Source organism: Reichenbachiella sp. (genome assembly GCF_039969095.1).
In the GTDB taxonomy this organism is placed as follows: Bacteria; Bacteroidota; Bacteroidia; order Cytophagales; family Cyclobacteriaceae; genus Reichenbachiella.
The window spans coordinates 186617-205707 of record NZ_JBDVOL010000008.1 but is presented as its reverse complement, the minus strand read 5'-3'; the positions used below and the strand labels follow the sequence as shown (position 1 = coordinate 205707).

Annotated in this window: 16 protein-coding genes; 11 read left to right on the top strand and 5 right to left on the bottom strand. The window is 38.2% G+C overall.

What is annotated here, in order from left to right; all coding sequences use genetic code 11:
• The first annotated feature begins 60 nt into the window (after positions 1-60).
• From ABJH98_RS02120 to ABJH98_RS02105, 4 genes are all read left to right on the top strand, one after another.
• Positions 61-1275, top strand: a complete 1215-nt coding sequence (locus ABJH98_RS02120; RefSeq protein WP_348305963.1) for a T9SS type A sorting domain-containing protein — start codon at positions 61-63, stop codon at positions 1273-1275.
• Between the two features lie 154 nt (positions 1276-1429).
• Positions 1430-2206, top strand: a complete 777-nt coding sequence (locus tag ABJH98_RS02115; protein ID WP_348305962.1) for a fibronectin type III domain-containing protein — start codon at positions 1430-1432, stop codon at positions 2204-2206.
• Between the two features lie 145 nt (positions 2207-2351).
• A complete protein-coding gene (locus ABJH98_RS02110) occupies positions 2352-3881 on the top strand; it encodes a GNAT family N-acetyltransferase (protein WP_348305961.1) in 1530 nt (509 codons plus the stop codon).
• 53 nt (positions 3882-3934) lie between these two features.
• A complete protein-coding gene (locus tag ABJH98_RS02105; protein WP_348305960.1) occupies positions 3935-4354 on the top strand; it encodes a hypothetical protein in 420 nt (139 codons plus the stop codon).
• A gap of 69 nt (positions 4355-4423) precedes the next feature.
• Here ABJH98_RS02105 and ABJH98_RS02100 read toward each other — a convergent pair whose 3' ends face one another.
• From ABJH98_RS02100 to ABJH98_RS02085, 4 genes are all read right to left on the bottom strand, one after another.
• Positions 4424-8755, bottom strand: coding sequence for a PKD domain-containing protein (locus ABJH98_RS02100; RefSeq protein WP_348305959.1), 4332 nt, complete (start codon positions 8753-8755; stop codon positions 4424-4426).
• Positions 8756-8945: 190 nt separating this feature from the next.
• Positions 8946-9548: a superoxide dismutase gene (locus tag ABJH98_RS02095; protein ID WP_348305957.1), complete on the bottom strand. Its 603-nt coding sequence runs from the start codon at positions 9546-9548 to the stop codon at positions 8946-8948.
• A 242-nt stretch (positions 9549-9790) separates the two neighbouring features.
• Entirely contained in the window at positions 9791-10246 is a 456-nt protein-coding gene (locus ABJH98_RS02090) for a nucleoside deaminase (protein ID WP_348305956.1), read from the bottom strand.
• The gene (locus ABJH98_RS02085) at positions 10243-10797 is read right to left on the bottom strand and encodes a hypothetical protein (RefSeq protein ID WP_348305955.1); all 555 of its coding nucleotides are present in this window, start codon (positions 10795-10797) and stop codon (positions 10243-10245) included. Before ABJH98_RS02085 ends, ABJH98_RS02090 begins: the two co-directional genes overlap by 4 nt.
• A gap of 114 nt (positions 10798-10911) precedes the next feature.
• Between ABJH98_RS02085 and aspS the strand changes: the two genes are divergently transcribed.
• From aspS to ABJH98_RS02050, 7 genes are all read left to right on the top strand, one after another.
• Positions 10912-12666, top strand: coding sequence for an aspartate--tRNA ligase (gene aspS / locus ABJH98_RS02080; protein ID WP_348305954.1), 1755 nt, complete (start codon positions 10912-10914; stop codon positions 12664-12666).
• 37 nt (positions 12667-12703) lie between these two features.
• Positions 12704-13768, top strand: a complete 1065-nt coding sequence (locus ABJH98_RS02075) for a BamA/TamA family outer membrane protein (RefSeq protein ID WP_348305953.1) — start codon at positions 12704-12706, stop codon at positions 13766-13768.
• A 73-nt stretch (positions 13769-13841) separates the two neighbouring features.
• Positions 13842-14201, top strand: coding sequence for a response regulator (locus tag ABJH98_RS02070; protein ID WP_348305952.1), 360 nt, complete (start codon positions 13842-13844; stop codon positions 14199-14201).
• Between the two features lie 9 nt (positions 14202-14210).
• Complete coding sequence (locus tag ABJH98_RS02065; RefSeq protein WP_348305951.1) at positions 14211-14603, top strand: DUF2721 domain-containing protein; 393 nt, start codon at positions 14211-14213, stop codon at positions 14601-14603.
• A gap of 181 nt (positions 14604-14784) precedes the next feature.
• Positions 14785-15600: a hypothetical protein gene (locus tag ABJH98_RS02060; RefSeq protein WP_348305950.1), complete on the top strand. Its 816-nt coding sequence runs from the start codon at positions 14785-14787 to the stop codon at positions 15598-15600.
• Positions 15601-15617: 17 nt separating this feature from the next.
• Positions 15618-17045, top strand: coding sequence for a serine protease (locus tag ABJH98_RS02055; RefSeq protein ID WP_348305949.1), 1428 nt, complete (start codon positions 15618-15620; stop codon positions 17043-17045).
• 101 nt (positions 17046-17146) lie between these two features.
• Entirely contained in the window at positions 17147-17926 is a 780-nt protein-coding gene (locus tag ABJH98_RS02050; RefSeq protein WP_348305948.1) for an SGNH/GDSL hydrolase family protein, read from the top strand.
• Between the two features lie 19 nt (positions 17927-17945).
• On the opposite strand, the gene ABJH98_RS02045 is transcribed toward ABJH98_RS02050, so the two are convergent.
• Positions 17946-18953, bottom strand: a complete 1008-nt coding sequence (locus tag ABJH98_RS02045; RefSeq protein ID WP_348305947.1) for a hypothetical protein — start codon at positions 18951-18953, stop codon at positions 17946-17948.
• Between the last annotated feature and the right edge of the window lie 138 nt (positions 18954-19091).

The following is a 19091-nucleotide window of genomic DNA, read 5'->3' as shown; positions in this document are numbered from 1 at the left end:
ATCGGCTCAACCATACACTAAGTATCAAAACCAAAATCAATTTTTAAAACCTACTTTATTATGAATATGAAAACACTTTTATTCACCTTAATAATAATTATAGAAAGCACTGTAGTTAGTGCTTCATGGCTTTCTATTTCGGGCCCAAGTGAGGTTTGTCCTAGGCAAGAATATACATACACACTGGATTCAGATTTTTTTTTCGGATCTTGTGGTACATATATTTGGGCCATTTATGACTCCAATGGCAATCAGGTTGAGTACGGTGCTGGACCCAATATAAAGTTTACATTTCCGGCTCCCGCAAATAAAACTTATAAAATTCAAGCATCAATTTCAGGCGGTATAGGATGTTATAATACAGAAACCAGAACGTTGAATGTTTTAACAAAATATTCTAAACCATCTATTGGTGGTGTTTCTGTATTATGCCCAGGTGGTCAATCTAAAGTATATACACCAACTGTTAGTGCTACCCTAGACTGCTTTCACTGGGAGATTGATTGGAAAATTCCTCAAGGTTTGTCGGTTTCCTACGGATCGAATGGTAAGGTGACTCTTTCTGCTCCCAATTCAGCTTCAGGAAAATATACGGTATCTGCAAGATGTAAAATTTTACCATCAAATGAGTATGGTGATTGGACACATAAGTCTGTATGGGTTGGATCTCCTGAATTTGGGACTAATTCTATACAAGGAGATGACGAAGTGAACGTTGGAAATTTCGAATACTACACTGCTCCTAGTGCAACCAACAACCCCTCTTATAACTGGACTTATACCTATCCTGGTTCTTCGTGTAGTTGGAAAATATTGAATAATAATTCAAAAAAATTATATGCACAAGCAGAGTGTGATGGTCAAGGCTGGCTAACCGTAACAGCGAGTAATGCATGTGGGTCTGTCAGTTTAGATAAATATGTCGAAATATTGGGCGGCTCAGGAGGTGGTGGAGGAAACCCTTGTGGTACTGCTCCGATGATGGTTAAAGCTTTTCCTAATCCTTCAAAAGATGGATTTATTACTTTAAAGAAGATTGATGATGGTCCAGGTGATCCATGTGATGGAGGTGGAGGACCAGAGATGCCGGCAAGTATAGAACAGCCTGATGAAGAAATTAAAATCTATGATTTCAATGGCGCTTTGATTTTCTCTCGAAAAATCTCACCAAAAGATGGTACGATTGAAAATGTAAATCTAAAATCCGGAAACTACATTATTAAAACAGGCCACGACGCCGGGTCTGTCAAACAAGAGCTGCTAATCGTTGAATAATAGTCATCTGACAGAGGGCAGGAGTAGAATTCTGCTCTCTCTTAGATGGCATGCTACTTAACAGTTAACAACGCAAGCCAAATCCTTTATTACAATTCAGAATAAAGACTAATTCGTAAATAATTAAAACTAAACTTTTATAAACAATCTTACTATGAAAAAAATAATTTTAGGCATAGCCTGTCTATCCCTTTTACTTACCAACTGCGAGGAGGGAAGTGAATTACCGAAACCAAACATTGAGGATGAAGCTTCAAGACCTCTACCTGAATTAGGAGATGTGGATCCTCCGAACATTACTTCTGTTTCTAGTACAGGTACTACAATTACAGTTAACTGGACTACCAATGTAGCTATGAGAGTTGAATTGAAAATTTCCAGAGTTTCAAATTTTAATTACTCCTCGGTTCAGGGTGGTGGACTTTCAACGGGTAATAGTTTTACGTTTACTGATTTAGTTCCAGGAGTAAAATATTACATCAAAATGCAAGGAACTAAAATTAACGGTTCACAAGTTTCGCCTATAGCTTCAACTTCTAAAACGACTAGTGGCAATCTCAACCCACCGGATATCTGTGATGCCGAATTTGATTATAATAATTTAATTTATGGATGGTGGGGTTTTTGTGAAATTTTGGATGATAAAAGAAATAGTATCAATAGCACTTCTGAATTATTGAAAATTGAGTCTAAAATGCAAATATTTACTTATCAAGGAAGTAATTCAGGTGCAGGTGAATGGGTAGACCTTTTGGAGCAATATGCAAGTAATGGTTGTACTCATTATTTCGATAATTTCCATGGTACCAGTCTAAGACGTATTAAGATTAAATGGACATATGGATCAGAATCCACGAGTTGGAGTTCTTGGTATCAATATGACCACTCACCGGCATATCAAACGGAGCATGAATCTGGTAATTGTAACTAATTAAAGTTAGTTCTTAAGAAATACGGAATATGAATAAATAAGGGTTGAGTTTAATCAACCCTTATTTTCTAAAATTATACTTCGCTTGTTCAAATACTAACTTATTACACTAGCTTTATTCCATATATCCAAATGGAATAATTTAATGGAAATTGAAAATATTGAATTGACCTATTTGACTCTTGGAGACTACAAGGAGTTGAAAAAGGCCATGATAGAGGCGTATAGCAGCATTCAAGATGCTTATTGGAAGGCTGACGAGATCAAATCTTTAATTGATAAATTTCCAGACGGACAGGTGGTGATCAAAGTCAATGGTCAATTGGCTGGTTGTGCACTTTCCATCATTGTCAAATACAATCAATTCGACGAGCACCATACCTACAAAGAAATCACAGGCAACTATACCTTCGACACACATACAGATGAAGGAGATGTATTGTATGGCATTGATGTTTTCATCAAATCCGAATTTAGAGGACTGAGGTTAGGTAGGCGCCTTTACGATTATCGCAAGGAGTTATGTGAGCGGATGAATCTCAGAATGATTGCTTTTGGAGGTCGGATTCCAAATTACCACACCTTTGCTGAAGAAATTTCGCCTAAGGAATACATCGAGCGAGTGAAACGGAAGGAAATAGATGATCCTGTTCTGAACTTTCAAATTTCGAATGACTTTCATCCATCTAAAGTATTGACTGGCTATTTAGAAGGAGATGAGGCCTCAAGTGAATATGCTGTATTGTTAGAGTGGGACAATATCTATTACAAAAAGCCAACGAAAAAAGCCGAAACCAAAAAGAAAATAGTCCGACTAGGATTGGTGCAGTGGCAAATGAGATTGTACAAAGACTTGGAAGAACTGATGCAACAGGCAGAGTATTTTGTGGATGCAGTCTCTGGATATCGTTGTGATTTCGCACTCTTTCCAGAATTTTTCAACGCACCACTCATGGCAGAGAACAATCATTTGTCAGAGCCAGATGCTATTCGAGAATTGGCCAAACATACAGATGAAATCGTGAGGAGATTTTCCGAATTGGCAATCTCTTACAACATCAACATCATCACGGGTAGTATGCCAGAGATTAAAGAGGATTTGCTTTATAATGTGGGCTATCTGTGTAGAAGAGATGGTACGACCGAGCGATATGAAAAAATTCATGTTACTCCTGATGAATCCAAAGTCTGGGGGATGCAAGGTGGTTATGAAATAAAGGCATTTGATACAGATTGCGGGAAAATTGGTGTGTTGATCTGTTACGATTCGGAGTTTCCAGAGTTAAGCAGATTGTTGGCAGATGAAGGTATGGATATTCTTTTTGTTCCATTTCTTACTGACACACAAAATGGATATTCACGAGTCAGAAATTGTTCGCAGGCTCGTGCGATTGAGAACGAATGTTATGTAGCTATAGCTGGAAGTGTAGGCAATTTACCCAAAGTGCATAATATGGATATTCAGTTTGCTCAGTCTATGGTATTTACACCTTGTGATTTTGCGTTCCCGACTAACGGCATTAAGGCGGAGGCTACACCCAATGCAGAAATGATTTTGATCGCAGATGTAGATATCGATTTACTAAGAGAATTGAATCAATTTGGAAGTGTGCAAAATTTGAAAGATCGAAGAAAGGACATTTTCGATTTGAAAAAGAAGAGGCCTAAAAGATAGTTTTTTCTTTGGATGGCCATGTATTCTTCTATTTTTGTCAAAAAACAAACCCAATGAGATTAACAATACTATTCATAGTTTTCGTATCAGCATGTAATGCACCAAAAGCCGTAAACAATAACTCCACCGATCCTATTCCTTTTGTTCAAATAGCAGAAGATCAATTGGGTGGAACCGCTCAATGTTTGAAAAACCAATCTGAGACGATGGTGCTTTGTGTTAACGAATCTCCGAGTACTCCAGAACAACCGAGGAATACAGTTTCTTTTATGGTGATAAGCCTTGATGATTCGTCGGTAATTTACGAATCCAGCATCGATGGTGGAAATGTGAAATGGTTTGATGATGAACGATTAGAAATTTTCAATACGCCTGGATATGTAAGACAGGATCAAACCAATGATGACTTTACTAAAATTTATGAATTGAAAACACAAACAATGATCCCAAAGAAGGAGTATCTTGAAAAGTAAGGTTAACAGCTGTAAATAAAAAAGGCATTTCATAACTGAAATGCCTTTTTTATTAAGCGTGGCTCTGATTTACTTGTTCAATACCACCGTTTGTTTTTGTCTAGTACCATTAGTGATGGATTCTATAATATAGAGTCCGTTTTGAAGGTTGCCTAGATCTACCACTTTGCTTGCATTCAATTCTTTCACTATTACCAATTCACCTGAAATTGCATAGATATTAATTTGCATTGGTTCTTTGATGTCGAAACTGATTGTCCCAGTTGATGGATTGGGATACGCTCTTCTTGCCAAGTCTGCTTCTTCAATTCCGCTTACAATTAAGCTAAGATTATCTGAAGTTGCTTCACAATTGCCATTTTGAGCGATTACAAAGTATACGCCATTCATAGTTGCTTCATATGAATTTGAATTGGCATCTAAAATTATTCTTTCGTCAATATACCATTGGTAATTGTCCGCGCCTTCTTCTACAGTAAGTATAAAATCAGATTCAGTAATAGTAACATCTGGGTAGGCTATAGTTGTAATAGCAACCGTAGAAGCAAATTTTAGTTCACAATCAGCATTTTCACTTTCAGCCTTTACACTTAAAACAGTATCGGATGTTAATTCATCACTAGTTAATATAATTGTATCACCATTACCTGCTTTTGGATTGCCAGTATTTTCTCCAGATTCTTCGAAAACCAATTGATATGATACGCCTTCAATAGAATTTTCGATTCCGATACTAACAATATCTCCTTCGCAAATAGTGATTTCACTGTCGCTTAGTTCTGTTTCTTTTATATCAGTCACAGTCAATTCGAGTATATCTGAATAAACTTTACAATAACCGTCTTTTGCAATTTCGACGTAGAATTCTCCAGAATTATCAATATCACTAACTGCTATTTCCAACAAATCTCCAGTCCCTGATTCAGTTTCTGAAACTGCTTCGTTTGACTCATTGTCAAATACCTGATAAGTCTTTCCATCTTCAGAATTATCAATCAAAAAAGTAGCATCATCTCCTTTGCAAATGTCTGATTCAGATATGGAAATACTAGCAGAGCTAGTCATACTCTCAAGAACTGATATGAAGTCTGTTTTAGTCTCAGTAAATTCAGTCTCAGAGTCATCTGTAATGGTAAGGGAGACTGTTTTATCTCCAGTAGTTGAATAAAAAACTTCATGCGGTCCTTTTCCAGTTGCAGATTCAGGTGAAGCTCCATCTCCGAAATCCCAGTTATAACTTTCAGTTCCAATAGAACAATTTTGGTAAAATACTATTGTTGATTCCGTGCAGTGTTCTTCTTGGTAAGGAATGGAAAAATCAGGAACGATGTCTGCATCTGGTCCGGTAACACTGAAGTCGTCCAGAGCCATACCAATTTCAACTTCGGCTGCATCTGACATATACACCAATCTAAATGTAACATTTGGATTACCAGCTAGTCCAGATACATCTTTTGATTTAAGCTCATAGCCATCTGTAGAACCACTAAAAATTGGAACCGATTCTCCAAAAACTGATTGAGCATCTGATGTTTGGTTGTACCAGCCCGTTTCAACAGCACTTCCTAATTTGACCCAGTTGTCGCCTTGATCTATTGTATACTCGACTATAAAACCATCCCATTGTGCTTCGAAAGAGTAATTTGTTTGGAAAGAGATAGTGTAGGTTCCATCAGCGCTAAAATCATATTCAGGGAAATAAATGTGCGTCTCAGATTCATCCGTATATGTTTCATCTTCTAATCCTAGTACCCAAGCAGATTCGCCACTAGTTACACCGTCTTTTCCATCAATTGTGCTATTGCCTAATTCAAAACCTACTTCTCCTTTGATATTATCTGCGTAAGTATCAACTGGTTCGTTTTCGATTTCACAAACATAGTTGACGGTTCTATTAGGTAGAACAAAGATTTTTTTAGTCTTTGTTAATTCTCCATTTATTTCTAGGGTTACTTTATGCCATCCTGCTTCATCAAAAGTATGGGTTATATCTTCAGTTGTGTATGAAGAGCCATCAGTGATAGTCCATGAGGTTGAAGAAATTGTTGCTTCAGATTCGTTTGTGAATTCCACTTCTTTTCCAATATAAGTCACGTAACTATCTGCAGAAAAATCGGCAAATGAGATGCTAGAAAAGGACGATGAGGTAAATAAACCTCTGCCATGCGTAGCAACTCCTACTCGTTGATCAGAAGTTCTATATTGTAGCATACGGCTACTGACATTAGCTAGACCTTCATTTACTGGACCCCATTCTACATCTGTCGCAGAAATATCACTAGAGGACCAAACCCCAACTTCAGTTGCCAATATGACTTGGTTGTCACTATTTGGTGTAAACATTCCCCACCATACAGGCATATCAGGAAGGTCTCCTTCAATATCTACCCAATTTTCGCCTCCATCTGCTGAAAACCAAACAGAATTGGCTCCATAGTTACCAATTGTAACTAACATCTTGTCACCGTTCTCATTAATGTCGATACTTGTTACAGTGCCAGAGGTGTCGAATAGTTCTTCAGTACTTGGATTGCTTGTGTTTGCATTAGTCACTTTTGTAACAGTACCGAGATCTGAGCCAATGTAAAGTACGTTATCTTCGTACGGTGATGCTAATATATGAGTTGCTTCTCCACCGATTTCAATTGAAATGGTACTTGTGTTGATATCTGAATCAGTAATCGTATAGACGTTCAAAACGTTATCATCATTTCCTCGGGCGTACAAAATGTTTGCATCACTATCATAGTCTGATTGATTGATAAATCCACCAGAATCTCCTACTCCAAAGCCATTAAACGAGGCGCCTCCATCTCGTGATAAATAATAATTGTTGTAGACATAACTAGTGATCTGTATGTCGGGTTCGTTTTGGTCAATAAAGCAATATGCTCCATCTCCACCTGTAGCTTCATTAGTTGAATTGATTCCTGAAGTGCTGTATTGCTGGGTACCATTGTCTTGAGAGCCAGCCAGCATGTCATTCGAATTTACTTCATTACGCATAGCCAGCGCATAGAATTGAGTGACATTGTAATCATTGTTTCTAGTTTCGAAAGTTGGTGATTCTTGGTCTATATCATCCGAATAAGAAACTCCACCATCATTTCCAAATATTGCTTCACTAGACGAGCCTGGCTTAAACACAATGGCATGCTGATCTGCATGCACATAAGGCGCACAACTCCCTGTCCAATAGGAGATGGCAGTCCAAGTTGTACCACCATCTGTGGATTTGTGTAGATCAATTCCTCCAACTATTACCTCATCTTCATCTGAAGGGTTTACGGCAAGAATTAAATCATACCACGCTTGCCCTCTAGAAAAATCGCTACTAGATTCCTGACATGTAGATTGATCTAAATAGGAAGGGATTGTGATTTCTGTCCAGTTTGAACCCTCATCGGTTGAAACCGCCATCCAGCCAATATCACTACCTTGAGCTGCTGCGGCATAGAATACATCAGAATTTGATGGGGCAATAGCTGTCTCTACTCGATTTCCTCCCAAACTTGGTGAAATGTCTGTCCAACTTTCTCCATCGTTTGTGGACTTGTAAATATCTCCAATAAATCCAGAACAAATTAATGTACCATCCTCAGCAATTTCAAGATCTGACATATTAATATCAACAGTTGACGGCGAACTCCAATTGTCCCCTCCATCGGTTGATGTTTTTATTCCATTACTTGTAGCTGCAATTATTTTGGAGTCACTAGTAACAACAATTTTGGTAGTATATCCAAAATCTTCCGTACTGCTTAACTGATTCCAACTATCTCCTGAATCTGTTGATTTCCAAATACCAGTCCCTCTAAAATCATTAGTCCAGCTTTCACCTGTCCCAGCATAGAATGTGGTTGTTGTTCCTGGATCATAAGCGAATGAGCAAATGGATAAATTGGTCATGAAATCGTCCACGTTTACCCAACTGACATCACTGTCTGTAATGTCACTATTATACCAAATTCCTCCAGAGATCCCTCCAGCCCAAACTTTTTTGTTTGTATCGTCATTTGGATCAAACATTAATGCACGTGTTCGACCACCTACATTGTTAGGCCCTCTTTCGTTCCATTCAATGTTATCAATTGTACGTGCTTGAGATTTTCTTGCTAGCCTTTCGCGTGCGACTTTGAATGCCTCCACCTTTCTTTTAATTGGAGGGTATCCTAAGCTTAAATCTTTAGTAGTTTCAAACTCTTGGAGCAGCGCTAAATCAGGGCGGTCTCTTTTAGGAAGGTTCTTGATTTCTTCATATGACAGGTCTTTTACTTTGTCATATTTCTCAAAAAGTTGTTCATAAGATTTTTTGTCTAAATCGGTTGATTTTTGAATTGAGACAAGAAATAGGGTAGCTGTAGTCATCACTATCCCTGAGATGAGTAGTGTTTTTCTCATAATTTATCGGTTTTCGGTCTATTGCTGTTTATTGCACCCGCAATTTATGCTTTATTTTCTCCTAGGTGCAACGAGAATTACTTCTAATTTCTGCTTATTGGATGAATTCTCTTTTTTATTCGATTAAACAATAAAAAACGCCATTCTAGTTTTGCTAAAATGGCGTTTTATCGGGTAAGTACTTCTTTACTTATTTCGCAGCCGCAAATCTTTTGTTTACTTCTTCCCAGTTGATTACATTAAAAAATGCGTTGATGTAATCTGGACGTCTGTTTTGGTAATTTAGGTAATATGCATGTTCCCAAACATCTAGACCCAAAATTGGAGTGCCTCCGCAGCCTACACCTGGCATCAATGGATTGTCTTGATTCGCAGAAGAACAAATTTCTAGTTTACCGTCTTTTACACAAAGCCAAGCCCAGCCAGATCCAAATCTAGTGGCACCAGCTTTAGCGAATGCGTCTTTAAAGGCATCAAACGAACCAAAAGCAGAGTCAATAGCTCCAGCGATGTCACCTGTAGGGTTTCCGCCGCCGTTAGGGCTCATTACAGTCCAGAACAAAGAGTGGTTGAAGTGTCCACCGCCATTATTCCTTACAGCAGGCACATCTGAATGTTCTGCACAAAGTGCTTCGATAGATTTGCCTTCCATTTCAGTACCGGCAATCGCTCCATTCAAATTAGTTACGTAGGCATTGTGGTGTTTTCCATGATGGATTTCCATTGTACGTACGTCGATATGAGGTTCCAATGCATCGTGTGCATATGGTAATGATGGTAATTCAAAAGCCATGATTAATCTATATTTATGTTTAAAAAATTCTTGAGAGTAAAGTTAATTGTAAATCTAAAATAAAGGTAAGCAATTGATCATTCTATTCTATACGGGAATAGAATCAAGATATATGATTCTAGAACCAAACGTAAACTTCTCTCGTCATCACAAGGCATTAGTCCGGGTGATCTGTTTCTGAGACTGCAGAGGTTGGTCGGGCAGATACCCTGAAAGAATCAGGGTATGGCGTTGTAATGGAATTAATCTTTACCTCTCATCCGCTTAAAGAATTCGGTTACCAGTCCACCACATGCTTCGGCTAAGATACCTTTAGTGATTTTGGCTTTTGGGTGTGTAGCCTTAGGTGCAAGATGAGTATAACCTCTTTTCTCATCACTCGCTCCATAGATGACTTCGTCGAGCTGTGACCAATAGGTGGCTCCTGCGCACATGGTACAAGGTTCGAGGGTCACATACAATTTACATCCTACTAAATATTTAGTCCCTAGATAATTCTCTGCCGCGGTGATCGCCAAAATTTCGGCATGAGCTGATACGTCATTCAATTTTTCTACTTGATTATAAGCGCGAGAAATGATTTTGTTTTCACAAACTACTACTGCCCCTATTGGCACTTCGTTTTCTTCGAAAGCATAGTGCGCTTGTTTGAGTGCTTCTTTCATGAAAGCCTCATCGCTATGTAAGCCAGGGATCATTTTTTCTTTTTGATGAATTCAATACTGTTCATAATATCTGCTAGCAGTGGCTGCCATTCGGCTTGCAGTTGAACTGGACTGGTGAAATTAAACACCCAAGAGTGGCTACCAACGATCATGTATTGGATGTAAGTGTATTTTTTTACTGGGCTTTGAGCTCTAAATGACTGAGTATCTGGCTTGACTGTAGATATAAATTCAAAGTATGCTGCTTTTTTACCATTCACTTCTTTGATACCCTGACTCATCATTTCTATTTGATCATAGAAATTGTAAATATTGGATTTTTGAAAACTCACCATAATCTCTAAATCATCAGCGATCCATTCAGTCACTGATTTGTTAATACCTAGATCTACAATCACAGCCTCATTGGTATAGATGGCAATTGGCCTTTTGGTAGTGAAATAGCGACTGGCTACTTCGTCATCAGTCATCAATCTGAAATTAGAAGGAATCATCATTGTAATCTCTTCTGTGACATTGACTTTTGTCAACCCACTGTCAAGAAAATTTGAAAAGATTAGACTTATAAATAAAAAGACACCCATGATTTTGCGAATTTTTTAAAGCTAGTGAAAAATCAAAATTAAACTACCTCGTGATGAAGCCCAAAACAAGACAATGATTAAATTTGCGGCTTCATTTTTTATAATACAATTATTATGCTTAGAACGCAGACTTGTGGCGAATTGAGATTGGCAGATGCCGGAAAAGAAGTAACACTTTGTGGATGGGTACAGAAAGTACGAGACAAAGGTGGAATGGTTTGGATCGATTTGCGAGATCGATATGGAATCACTCAGCTCATTTTCGAAGAAGGCCAAACAGCTACGGCGTTGGTAGAGAAAGCAAAGACTGTGGGTCGCGAATTTGTATTAAAAGCTACAGGTGAGGTAGTCGAGCGATATGCAAAAAATGACAAGATCCCTACGGGTGAAATAGAAATAAAAGTGAGTGAATTGGAAGTTTTGAACGCTTCTAAAGTACCTCCATTTATCATTGATAATGACACGGATGGTGGTGAAGAGCTTAGAATGAAATATAGATACCTCGATTTGCGAAGGGACGAGGTTCGGGAAAAATTGATGCTTCGTCATAAAATGCTTCAGGCCACAAGGTCATATTTGTCTGACCAAAGTTTCATGGAAGTCGAGACACCCGTTTTAATCAAATCTACACCTGAAGGAGCAAGAGATTTTGTGGTACCTTCTAGGGTAAATAAAGGTGAGTTTTATGCCTTGCCTCAGTCGCCACAGACATTCAAACAGTTATTGATGGTGTCTGGGTTTGATAGATACTTCCAGATTGTGAAGTGCTTCAGAGATGAGGATTTGAGAGCAGATCGTCAGCCAGAGTTTACACAAATAGACTGTGAAATGTCTTTTGTGACTCAAGAAGATATTTTGAATACTTTCGAAGGTTTGACCCGTCATTTGTTTAAGCAAGCACTCGATGTAGAGGTGGGAGAGTTCGTACATATGCAGTATGATGACGCCATGCGTCTCTATGGCTCAGACAAACCTGATGTAAGATTTGGCATGCCATTCATAGAGTTGAATGATGTAGCTCAAAACAAAGGCTTTAATGTATTCGATCAGGCAGAGTTGGTTGTTGGAATTTGTGCAGAAGGGTGTGCAGAATTTACACGTAAGCAGCTAGATGCTCTGACGGACTTTGTAAAAAGACCTCAAGTAGGAGCGAAAGGCCTAGTCTATGTGAAGTGCAATGAAGATGGTACTTTCAAATCATCAGTAGATAAATTTTATTCGCAAGAGGATTTAAAGGCTTGGGCAGACAAAGCCGAAGCAAAGCCGGGAGACTTAATATTGGTATTGTCAGGCGAATTGAATGCGACCAGAAAACAAATGTGTGAATTGAGATTGCACATGGGTGACCTGCTGGAGCTAAGAGACCCAATGAACTTCAAACCGCTTTGGGTGTTGGATTTCCCACTTTTAGAATGGGACGAAGATACAGAACGTTATCATGCGATGCACCACCCATTCACCTCGCCTAAGCCAGACGAAATTCCATTATTAGATACAGATCCAGGTAAAGTTCATGCCAATGCCTACGATTTGGTAATCAATGGAGTTGAGATCGGTGGAGGGTCTATAAGAATCCACGATCGAGCAACACAGGCTATGATGTTTAAGCACCTTGGCTTTACTGATGAAGAAGCGAAGGAACAATTTGGCTTCCTTATGGATGCTTTTGAGTATGGAGCACCACCTCATGGTGGAATTGCTTTTGGATTTGATAGATTATGCTCTATGTTTGGAGGCTCAGATTCTATCAGAGATTTTATAGCCTTCCCTAAAAATACCTCTGCGCGCGATGTGATGATAGAATCTCCTTCTCCGATTGCTAAGGATCAGTTGGATGAGTTAGGACTCAATTTATTGCCTGCCGAATAACTACATGCTAAAAACCTTAATTTGCTGTTTTTTATTAATGAGCATTTCCTTTACGGGATGGGCTCAAGAGGAGGATAGCGTGAAAGAAAAGCGAATCAAGTTTGCTATATATCCAGCGGTAGGTTACGCTCCAGAAACGAAAGTCAATATAGGAACAATTGCTTTTTTTGTATTCAATACAAAATCAAAGGATTCCACATTTCATAGACCGTCCTCGATTACACCCTATGTCGTTTTTACTACAAACAAGCAAATACTTGTTAAATCAGACTTTGATCTTTTTTTTGGTAATGGGATGAATCTGAACATGGAGGCTCGTGGTTTTGATTTTCCAGATAATTATTATGGCATAGGACCAGATACGGATCCATCCGTTTCAGAAATATATACTGACAAATATGTTCAACTGAAAGGAAGCTTATATAAACCTGTGAATCCTCAGTGGTTTGGAGGGTTAACATTTGATATTCAGTATAACAAGATCGATGGTATTGAGGATGAGGGATTATTGGAAAATGATAGCCCAGTGGGGCTTTCAGGTGGTAGAAATATGGGATTAGGGCCTGGTTTTAGAAACGACACCCGAAATAGTACCTTGTGGCCAACACACGGACGTTTTATTAATGTCAGTGCTACATTCTATGGGGCAGCATTGGGAGGTGAATACAATTACATCAATTATGTAGCTGATTATCGTCATTATTTTAAGTTTTTGGGGCCTAAAAGTGTATTAGCTATTCAATTTAGAATGGACTTGACTTCAGGAGATAATATCCCATTTTATAAGTTGAACAAAATAGGAGGTGGAGGAAGACTACGAGGAGTAGAGCATAGAAATTTGTATCGCGACCGTCAGTCCGCTTATTTTCAGGTCGAAGCAAGACAAGAGCTTTTTTGGAGATTTGGAGGAGTGATTTTTGCTGGTGTAGGCGAGGTCTTTGATAATTTCGGGGAGTTTAAGGCCAATAAGCTAAGGGCAATATATGGGCTTGGCGGAAGGTTTAGAGCGTTGAAAGATGAAAAACTCAATTTTAGGATGGATTTAGGTTTTACTGATAACGGGCAACATGCCTTTTATCTTTCAGTTCGAGAAGCCTTTTAATTTACACCTTAAATTGTTATAATATTTTTGTATTTTACATTACCAGTAAAGGAAAAGAGAAAGAACGATAATTATGGCAGATAAGATTAAGTTGCTGTATGTGGATGATGAAGCAGCTAACCTAAATGTTTTCAGAATCGCTTTCAAAAGAAAGTACGATGTAACCACATGCGAAAGCGCTAAAGAAGGACTCAAGCTTATGGAGGCAGATAAGTTCGATGTGATCATTTCTGATCATCGAATGCCGGAAATGACTGGTGTTGAGTTACTTGAGCAGGTTGGGAATCTTTATCCAGATATGATCAGAATCATTATCTCTGAATACGTCAATGACGAAATTATCAGAAATGCCATTAAAAATTTCGGCTTCACGGGCAGCGTAGGCAAGCCTTGGGATGCTGATGAATTGGTCGCCCTTATCGAAAAAAAGTAAACCAATATTTTGCAACTAGAAATATCTACTCCGGCTCTTTTATTTCCGGCTATTACCTTATTGCTTCTAGCCTATACCAATCGTTTTTTGGCCTTGGCCACTTTGATTAGAAATCTGCATGCTAAATATCAACAAACGGAAAAACAACATGTGCTTGTAGGACAGATTAAGAATTTGAGAAAACGGCTTAACATGGTTCGTCGAATGCAGGCCTTCGGGGTGCTTAGCTTTCTACTTACAGTTGCTTGCATGTTTGCCCTTTTTCAAGAAGGTTTTGTATTGGCAAACTATTTATTTGGAAGCAGTCTTTTCTCACTCCTTATTTCTCTGATTTATTCACTTATAGAAATCCAGATGTCTACAAAAGCGCTCAATTTAGAATTGAGTGATATGGAAAAGTGATCAAGAGGATTCGATAATTATTTTTATAATCCATTAACCCACTTGCTTTGTTGATTAGGGTAAATGCACTATTATTATACCTGCAAGAATTAATTATTTGATCTTGTCCAGCACATCAGAGAAAATTAGATAACTATTTCATCTAATATTACTTAATCCTGAACCTAACCCTAATCTAACCATGCAAGAAAAATCTAAAGGTGGTCTAATCATCTCAAATATTTATGCCGGAATCGGAATGGGCTTGCTTATGGGGCTCATCATTGGTCTGTCTGTATCACCTACGGTCAAGTTAGTTATGGGTTCCTTAGTCGGAATAATGGGAGGATTTTTGGGATTCGAAAATAAAATTGGTCAGCGCGATTCGAATGAAAATTCGTCACTTTTAAGCAATATAAAGTTAGGTAGTTTCGGGTTGGCTGTAGCAGGAGGTATTCTCTGGGGACTTACTATTCGAACCCATGATTTGTTTGCTCCTACGCTGAGTGAACGAATTCAAGTCTATACAGAAGCTGGTTATGATTCATTGGCAGCGAGAAAATATGTCCTCTACGAAAAACTGGGTATTGATCCTAAAACGGGTGAAACCATGAAAGAGCAGGGCGCGATCCAGCGTTCAAATACATCTGCATTGTTTAAGTCGAGCGATACCAAAGGATTGAGCGAGCAAATGGATCCAGATTTATGGAAAGGAAATGTAAATAAGATGGTGGCTGGATGGCAAAAGTTAAACCTGCCGACTCTGCATGAATTGACTCAGCATGCATTAAATATTTTACCGAAAGAGGATCAGTTGGCTTTTCTTTCAAAGATTCAATTAATGGTCTTTCAAGTAGAAGAGAACAAATCCAGTTATTGCCAACTTTCTGACAATATGATGAATTGGGAAGGAAAAACTTCAAAGGAGGTTGCTGATTTGCTAGTGACCACGCCCTATCAAAAACGTATGATATTGGTTGAATCCATTAAAAAATTCTTTTGCTCAATTGAGAACTAAACTAAACCTTCAAACCTATGCGATATTTAATTTTATCAATGCTTATACTGAGTTCATGGCTTTTACAAGCACAAAGTGATCAGAATAGTGCACAATCTGTAGTGAAAATTAAGACCAGTTATCCTGGTGTTGACGAAAATGGGAATCCTGCAACAGTGGTAAATACATCTACTGGTTGGTCATGGAATGATCCATTTTGGGTAGTAACCACCTTGCATTCAGTAGCAGGCATGGAGGGTAATATTGAAGTTTGCTCGACTACTGGAAAATGCTGTTCTGCAAAAGTAGTGAGGGTACTCAAAGAAGCTGATCTGGCGCTAATGCAATTGGATGAGAATTTGGGACTAAATCCGCTTACAGCGAAAAATGTAAATCCACAGTCGACTGAGACTTATTTTATCTGGGGTTATCCTCATGGTGTGTATACAATTCAGGGTGATGAGATTAAATTCTCGCGTAGTTTGAATCGTTATCCAACGCTTTCAGATATTCTGACTGGGAATAAACTGAAGCAGCAACTGATGACGCAGGGATACCCGCTTCCAACGGCAAAAATTTATCGAATCAGTTCAATTATACAACCGGGTCATTCAGGTGCTCCAATTCTGACATCAAAAGGTGAAGTAATTGGCATTGCAGATGGTGGATTGCGAGGCGGAACTGCAAGAATCAACTGGGCGATGCCCTCAGAGCAATATCTTGTAAGTTTGGCTCGTTCGAACGAATCTATTCCTACCAAAATATCATTACAGCAAAATCTTTATAGTCATTCCTATTACATTCCACAGTCGGTTAATAGCGCAGAGATCGATAGCTATGTAGCCAATGCGGAAGCCAAAAGTACAGTAAGCTCAGATAAAGGGACTGCTGTTCATAAAACATGGACTGCTTCGCTTGAGGATATTTATTGGACACTTGATGAAGAGGACCAAGCAGATATGGATGATTTCTTGTCAGATGGGATGTATGAAATTTTATCCAATTCCAATTTCGATATTTATGAAGATTATAATACTGGAGCTTCATTTGCCGTTCCTTTTGGGGCTGTGGTTACTTATGAAGATGAACTTTTTCATATTGAAAGGGATCATAGTTATTTGGCGTTTGCCCCTTTTAATGCTCCATCATTTCAAGAAGCTTCTAATGTGATGGATCTTTTCATCAGTGGGATATTGAATGGGTTTGAACAGCATACTAATGCCATCAATTTTGAAAATGACGATGAAATAGATGAATACAATGAATATCGAAATGCGGTGATTTTTAAGGAAGTCAATTTAGATGGAAGTAATTATTTGCTGGCCGTTGGAGGAGAGGTGCTCGGTTCCAACGTAGCAGCGATGATGATGCTGACCCCGTTGCCGAGAGAAATGAATGATGTGCAAATGTTAGAGTTTCTTGAATTAGCCTTAGCTACAGAAGTCATTTCTTTTTCTGGTCAATAATATGTCGTTACAAAAAGCAGGAAATTTTTTGTAACCTTATAAGGTTTTATTCGAATGCTTTTACCTTTGGAAATTCTTAAAAATGACTTTCATTCAAAACTATGATCCTTAAATATTCATTAGGAGCGGTCATAACAATTCCACTATTACCACTCTTGTACTTGCAGGGGCGTAGGGTTAAAAAATCAATACCTGATTTACCAGAAGCCAAAGAACCTTCAGGAGTAAGTGGTTTTTCTGAATGCCCGAAAATGAAAATTTTAATCATTGGGGAAAGCACGATGGCTGGTGTAGGGGTAGAAAATCACAGAGATGGGTTTGCAGGTACATTGGCTGATGAATTGGCAAACAAACTTAAATCATGTGTCCATTGGACGGTGCATGCCAAAAGTGGAATTACAGTGGGTAGAATGAGTGAAGAATTACTGATACAAATCGAAGACAACGATTGGGATTTAGTGGTCGTAGGTATTGGAGGTAATGACGCCTTTAAGCTGAATAATCCCATTCGTTGGAAAAGTCAAATACGAGAATTTATTAATCAACTCAATTGTAGATTTCCTCAAGTGCCGATTGTGTTTACTAATATGCCGCCAATTAAAGAGTTTCCTGCTTTCACGCCATTAATGAAATGGACGATTGGTAATTTGGTGGAATTGCTGGGGGAGGCACTCGACGATGTGGTAGGTGAGTTTAATCAGGTTTATTACTCTTCTGAGGTTATTTCTATTGAGAATTGGGTGAAAGAATATAATCTTTCATCAGACATTTCACTTTATTTCAGTGACGGTGTTCATCCGTCACAATTGACTTATCAGACGTTGGCTAAGCAATTGGTGGAGTTTATTGGGTCAGATGTCAACCTTGAACAAAATTTATAGTTCACGTCTAGTAATAGAACTATCTTTGATTTGCTAAAACCCTTTTTCGTCGATAATCGACGTAATTTTTCCAGTTTTCAAGATAGGATTCCCAGCTTTTTGGATGGTACGAACTAATGAGCGACTCAATTTCTTGATATAAAGCATCGACTTTATCGTATTCATCCATTAACCCATAAACGATCAATAGGTTTTGGTAGAGCAGTGCTGCAACTTCATTGTTCACTTTAGAATTTTTCTCTTTCAAATTTTTGGATAAAAGCATGTTTTCCCAAATCAATAGACTCTCTTGAAGTTTGTCTTTGATTACTATTGGCATGTATTCATCTTCTATTGCATGAAGGGCCAAGGCACCTTTGGCATTAGTCAGTGCTCTATCTAACTCTGGGTAGCTGTATTTTTTAAATTTTTTAATTGTTCCAATAGGTACGCTGCCTTTTATTCGCCCATGTCCAATAGCATTACTAATTCTGGCAGATAAAGCATTAATATTTTTTGTTTTTATTTCTGGGTCATACTCTTGAATTAGCCTACTTCGATTGTTGATATACCAGGATTCTGCAGAACTTTGAGACGTTTGCCATTCGCCGTGTTTAATGTATTTATGACCATCAATTATATCCTCAATGAATGCCTCATCGGCATCAGGCATTGTCAATTTATATTTTAGGGTTCTATTAACTGTTACTACCTGATTGTATCTCATTTTGTCATTATACTTACTTGAATTAGCATAGTGAGTAACAGACAGAGTGTCTGGGAATACCATTATTTTCACACCTTCGTTTTCAGATCTAGTCAGTCCATTAATTGTTATTTTATCTAAACTCAACTCATAGTCTTCCTGCATATATTTTGGGCTTACCTTACTTAAATCATAAACCAAATAAAAAGATGAAACTCCTTCTGGAACAGGATTGGAAGGTAATCGAGTGTGATGGTAGGGCACATTTTCGATATTTGTTTTTTGAGAAAAAGCACTCAGCATTTGTACGAAGGTGACTAGAAGGACTATTAGGGTTTTCATAGAGCCATTAAAACTTGAAGAACAACAATATAGCCAATTCAAATAGTATTCCCTAAAAGGGAAAAACTTATGAGATACAATATTAGTTTATGCGAAACTTCATCTATTATTTTATGGTTAGATTAGAAAAAGAATATT

Bases quoted from the DNA above. Each gene is read 5' to 3' on its own strand.
- ABJH98_RS02110 (WP_348305961.1), top strand. From the start codon at position 2,352: ATGGAAATTGAAAATATTGAATTGACCTATTTGACTCTTGGAGACTAC.
- ABJH98_RS02050 (WP_348305948.1), top strand. From the start codon at position 17,147: ATGATCCTTAAATATTCATTAGGAGCGGTCATAACAATTCCACTATTA.
- ABJH98_RS02090 (WP_348305956.1), bottom strand. From the start codon at position 10,246: ATGATCCCTGGCTTACATAGCGATGAGGCTTTCATGAAAGAAGCACTC.
- ABJH98_RS02045 (WP_348305947.1), bottom strand. From the start codon at position 18,953: ATGAAAACCCTAATAGTCCTTCTAGTCACCTTCGTACAAATGCTGAGT.
- ABJH98_RS02085 (WP_348305955.1), bottom strand. From the start codon at position 10,797: ATGGGTGTCTTTTTATTTATAAGTCTAATCTTTTCAAATTTTCTTGAC.
- ABJH98_RS02100 (WP_348305959.1), bottom strand. From the start codon at position 8,755: ATGAGAAAAACACTACTCATCTCAGGGATAGTGATGACTACAGCTACC.
- ABJH98_RS02075 (WP_348305953.1), top strand. From the start codon at position 12,704: ATGAGCATTTCCTTTACGGGATGGGCTCAAGAGGAGGATAGCGTGAAA.
- aspS (WP_348305954.1), top strand. From the start codon at position 10,912: ATGCTTAGAACGCAGACTTGTGGCGAATTGAGATTGGCAGATGCCGGA.
- ABJH98_RS02105 (WP_348305960.1), top strand. From the start codon at position 3,935: ATGAGATTAACAATACTATTCATAGTTTTCGTATCAGCATGTAATGCA.
- ABJH98_RS02055 (WP_348305949.1), top strand. From the start codon at position 15,618: ATGCGATATTTAATTTTATCAATGCTTATACTGAGTTCATGGCTTTTA.
- ABJH98_RS02095 (WP_348305957.1), bottom strand. From the start codon at position 9,548: ATGGCTTTTGAATTACCATCATTACCATATGCACACGATGCATTGGAA.
- ABJH98_RS02115 (WP_348305962.1), top strand. From the start codon at position 1,430: ATGAAAAAAATAATTTTAGGCATAGCCTGTCTATCCCTTTTACTTACC.
- ABJH98_RS02070 (WP_348305952.1), top strand. From the start codon at position 13,842: ATGGCAGATAAGATTAAGTTGCTGTATGTGGATGATGAAGCAGCTAAC.
- ABJH98_RS02060 (WP_348305950.1), top strand. From the start codon at position 14,785: ATGCAAGAAAAATCTAAAGGTGGTCTAATCATCTCAAATATTTATGCC.
- ABJH98_RS02120 (WP_348305963.1), top strand. From the start codon at position 61: ATGAATATGAAAACACTTTTATTCACCTTAATAATAATTATAGAAAGC.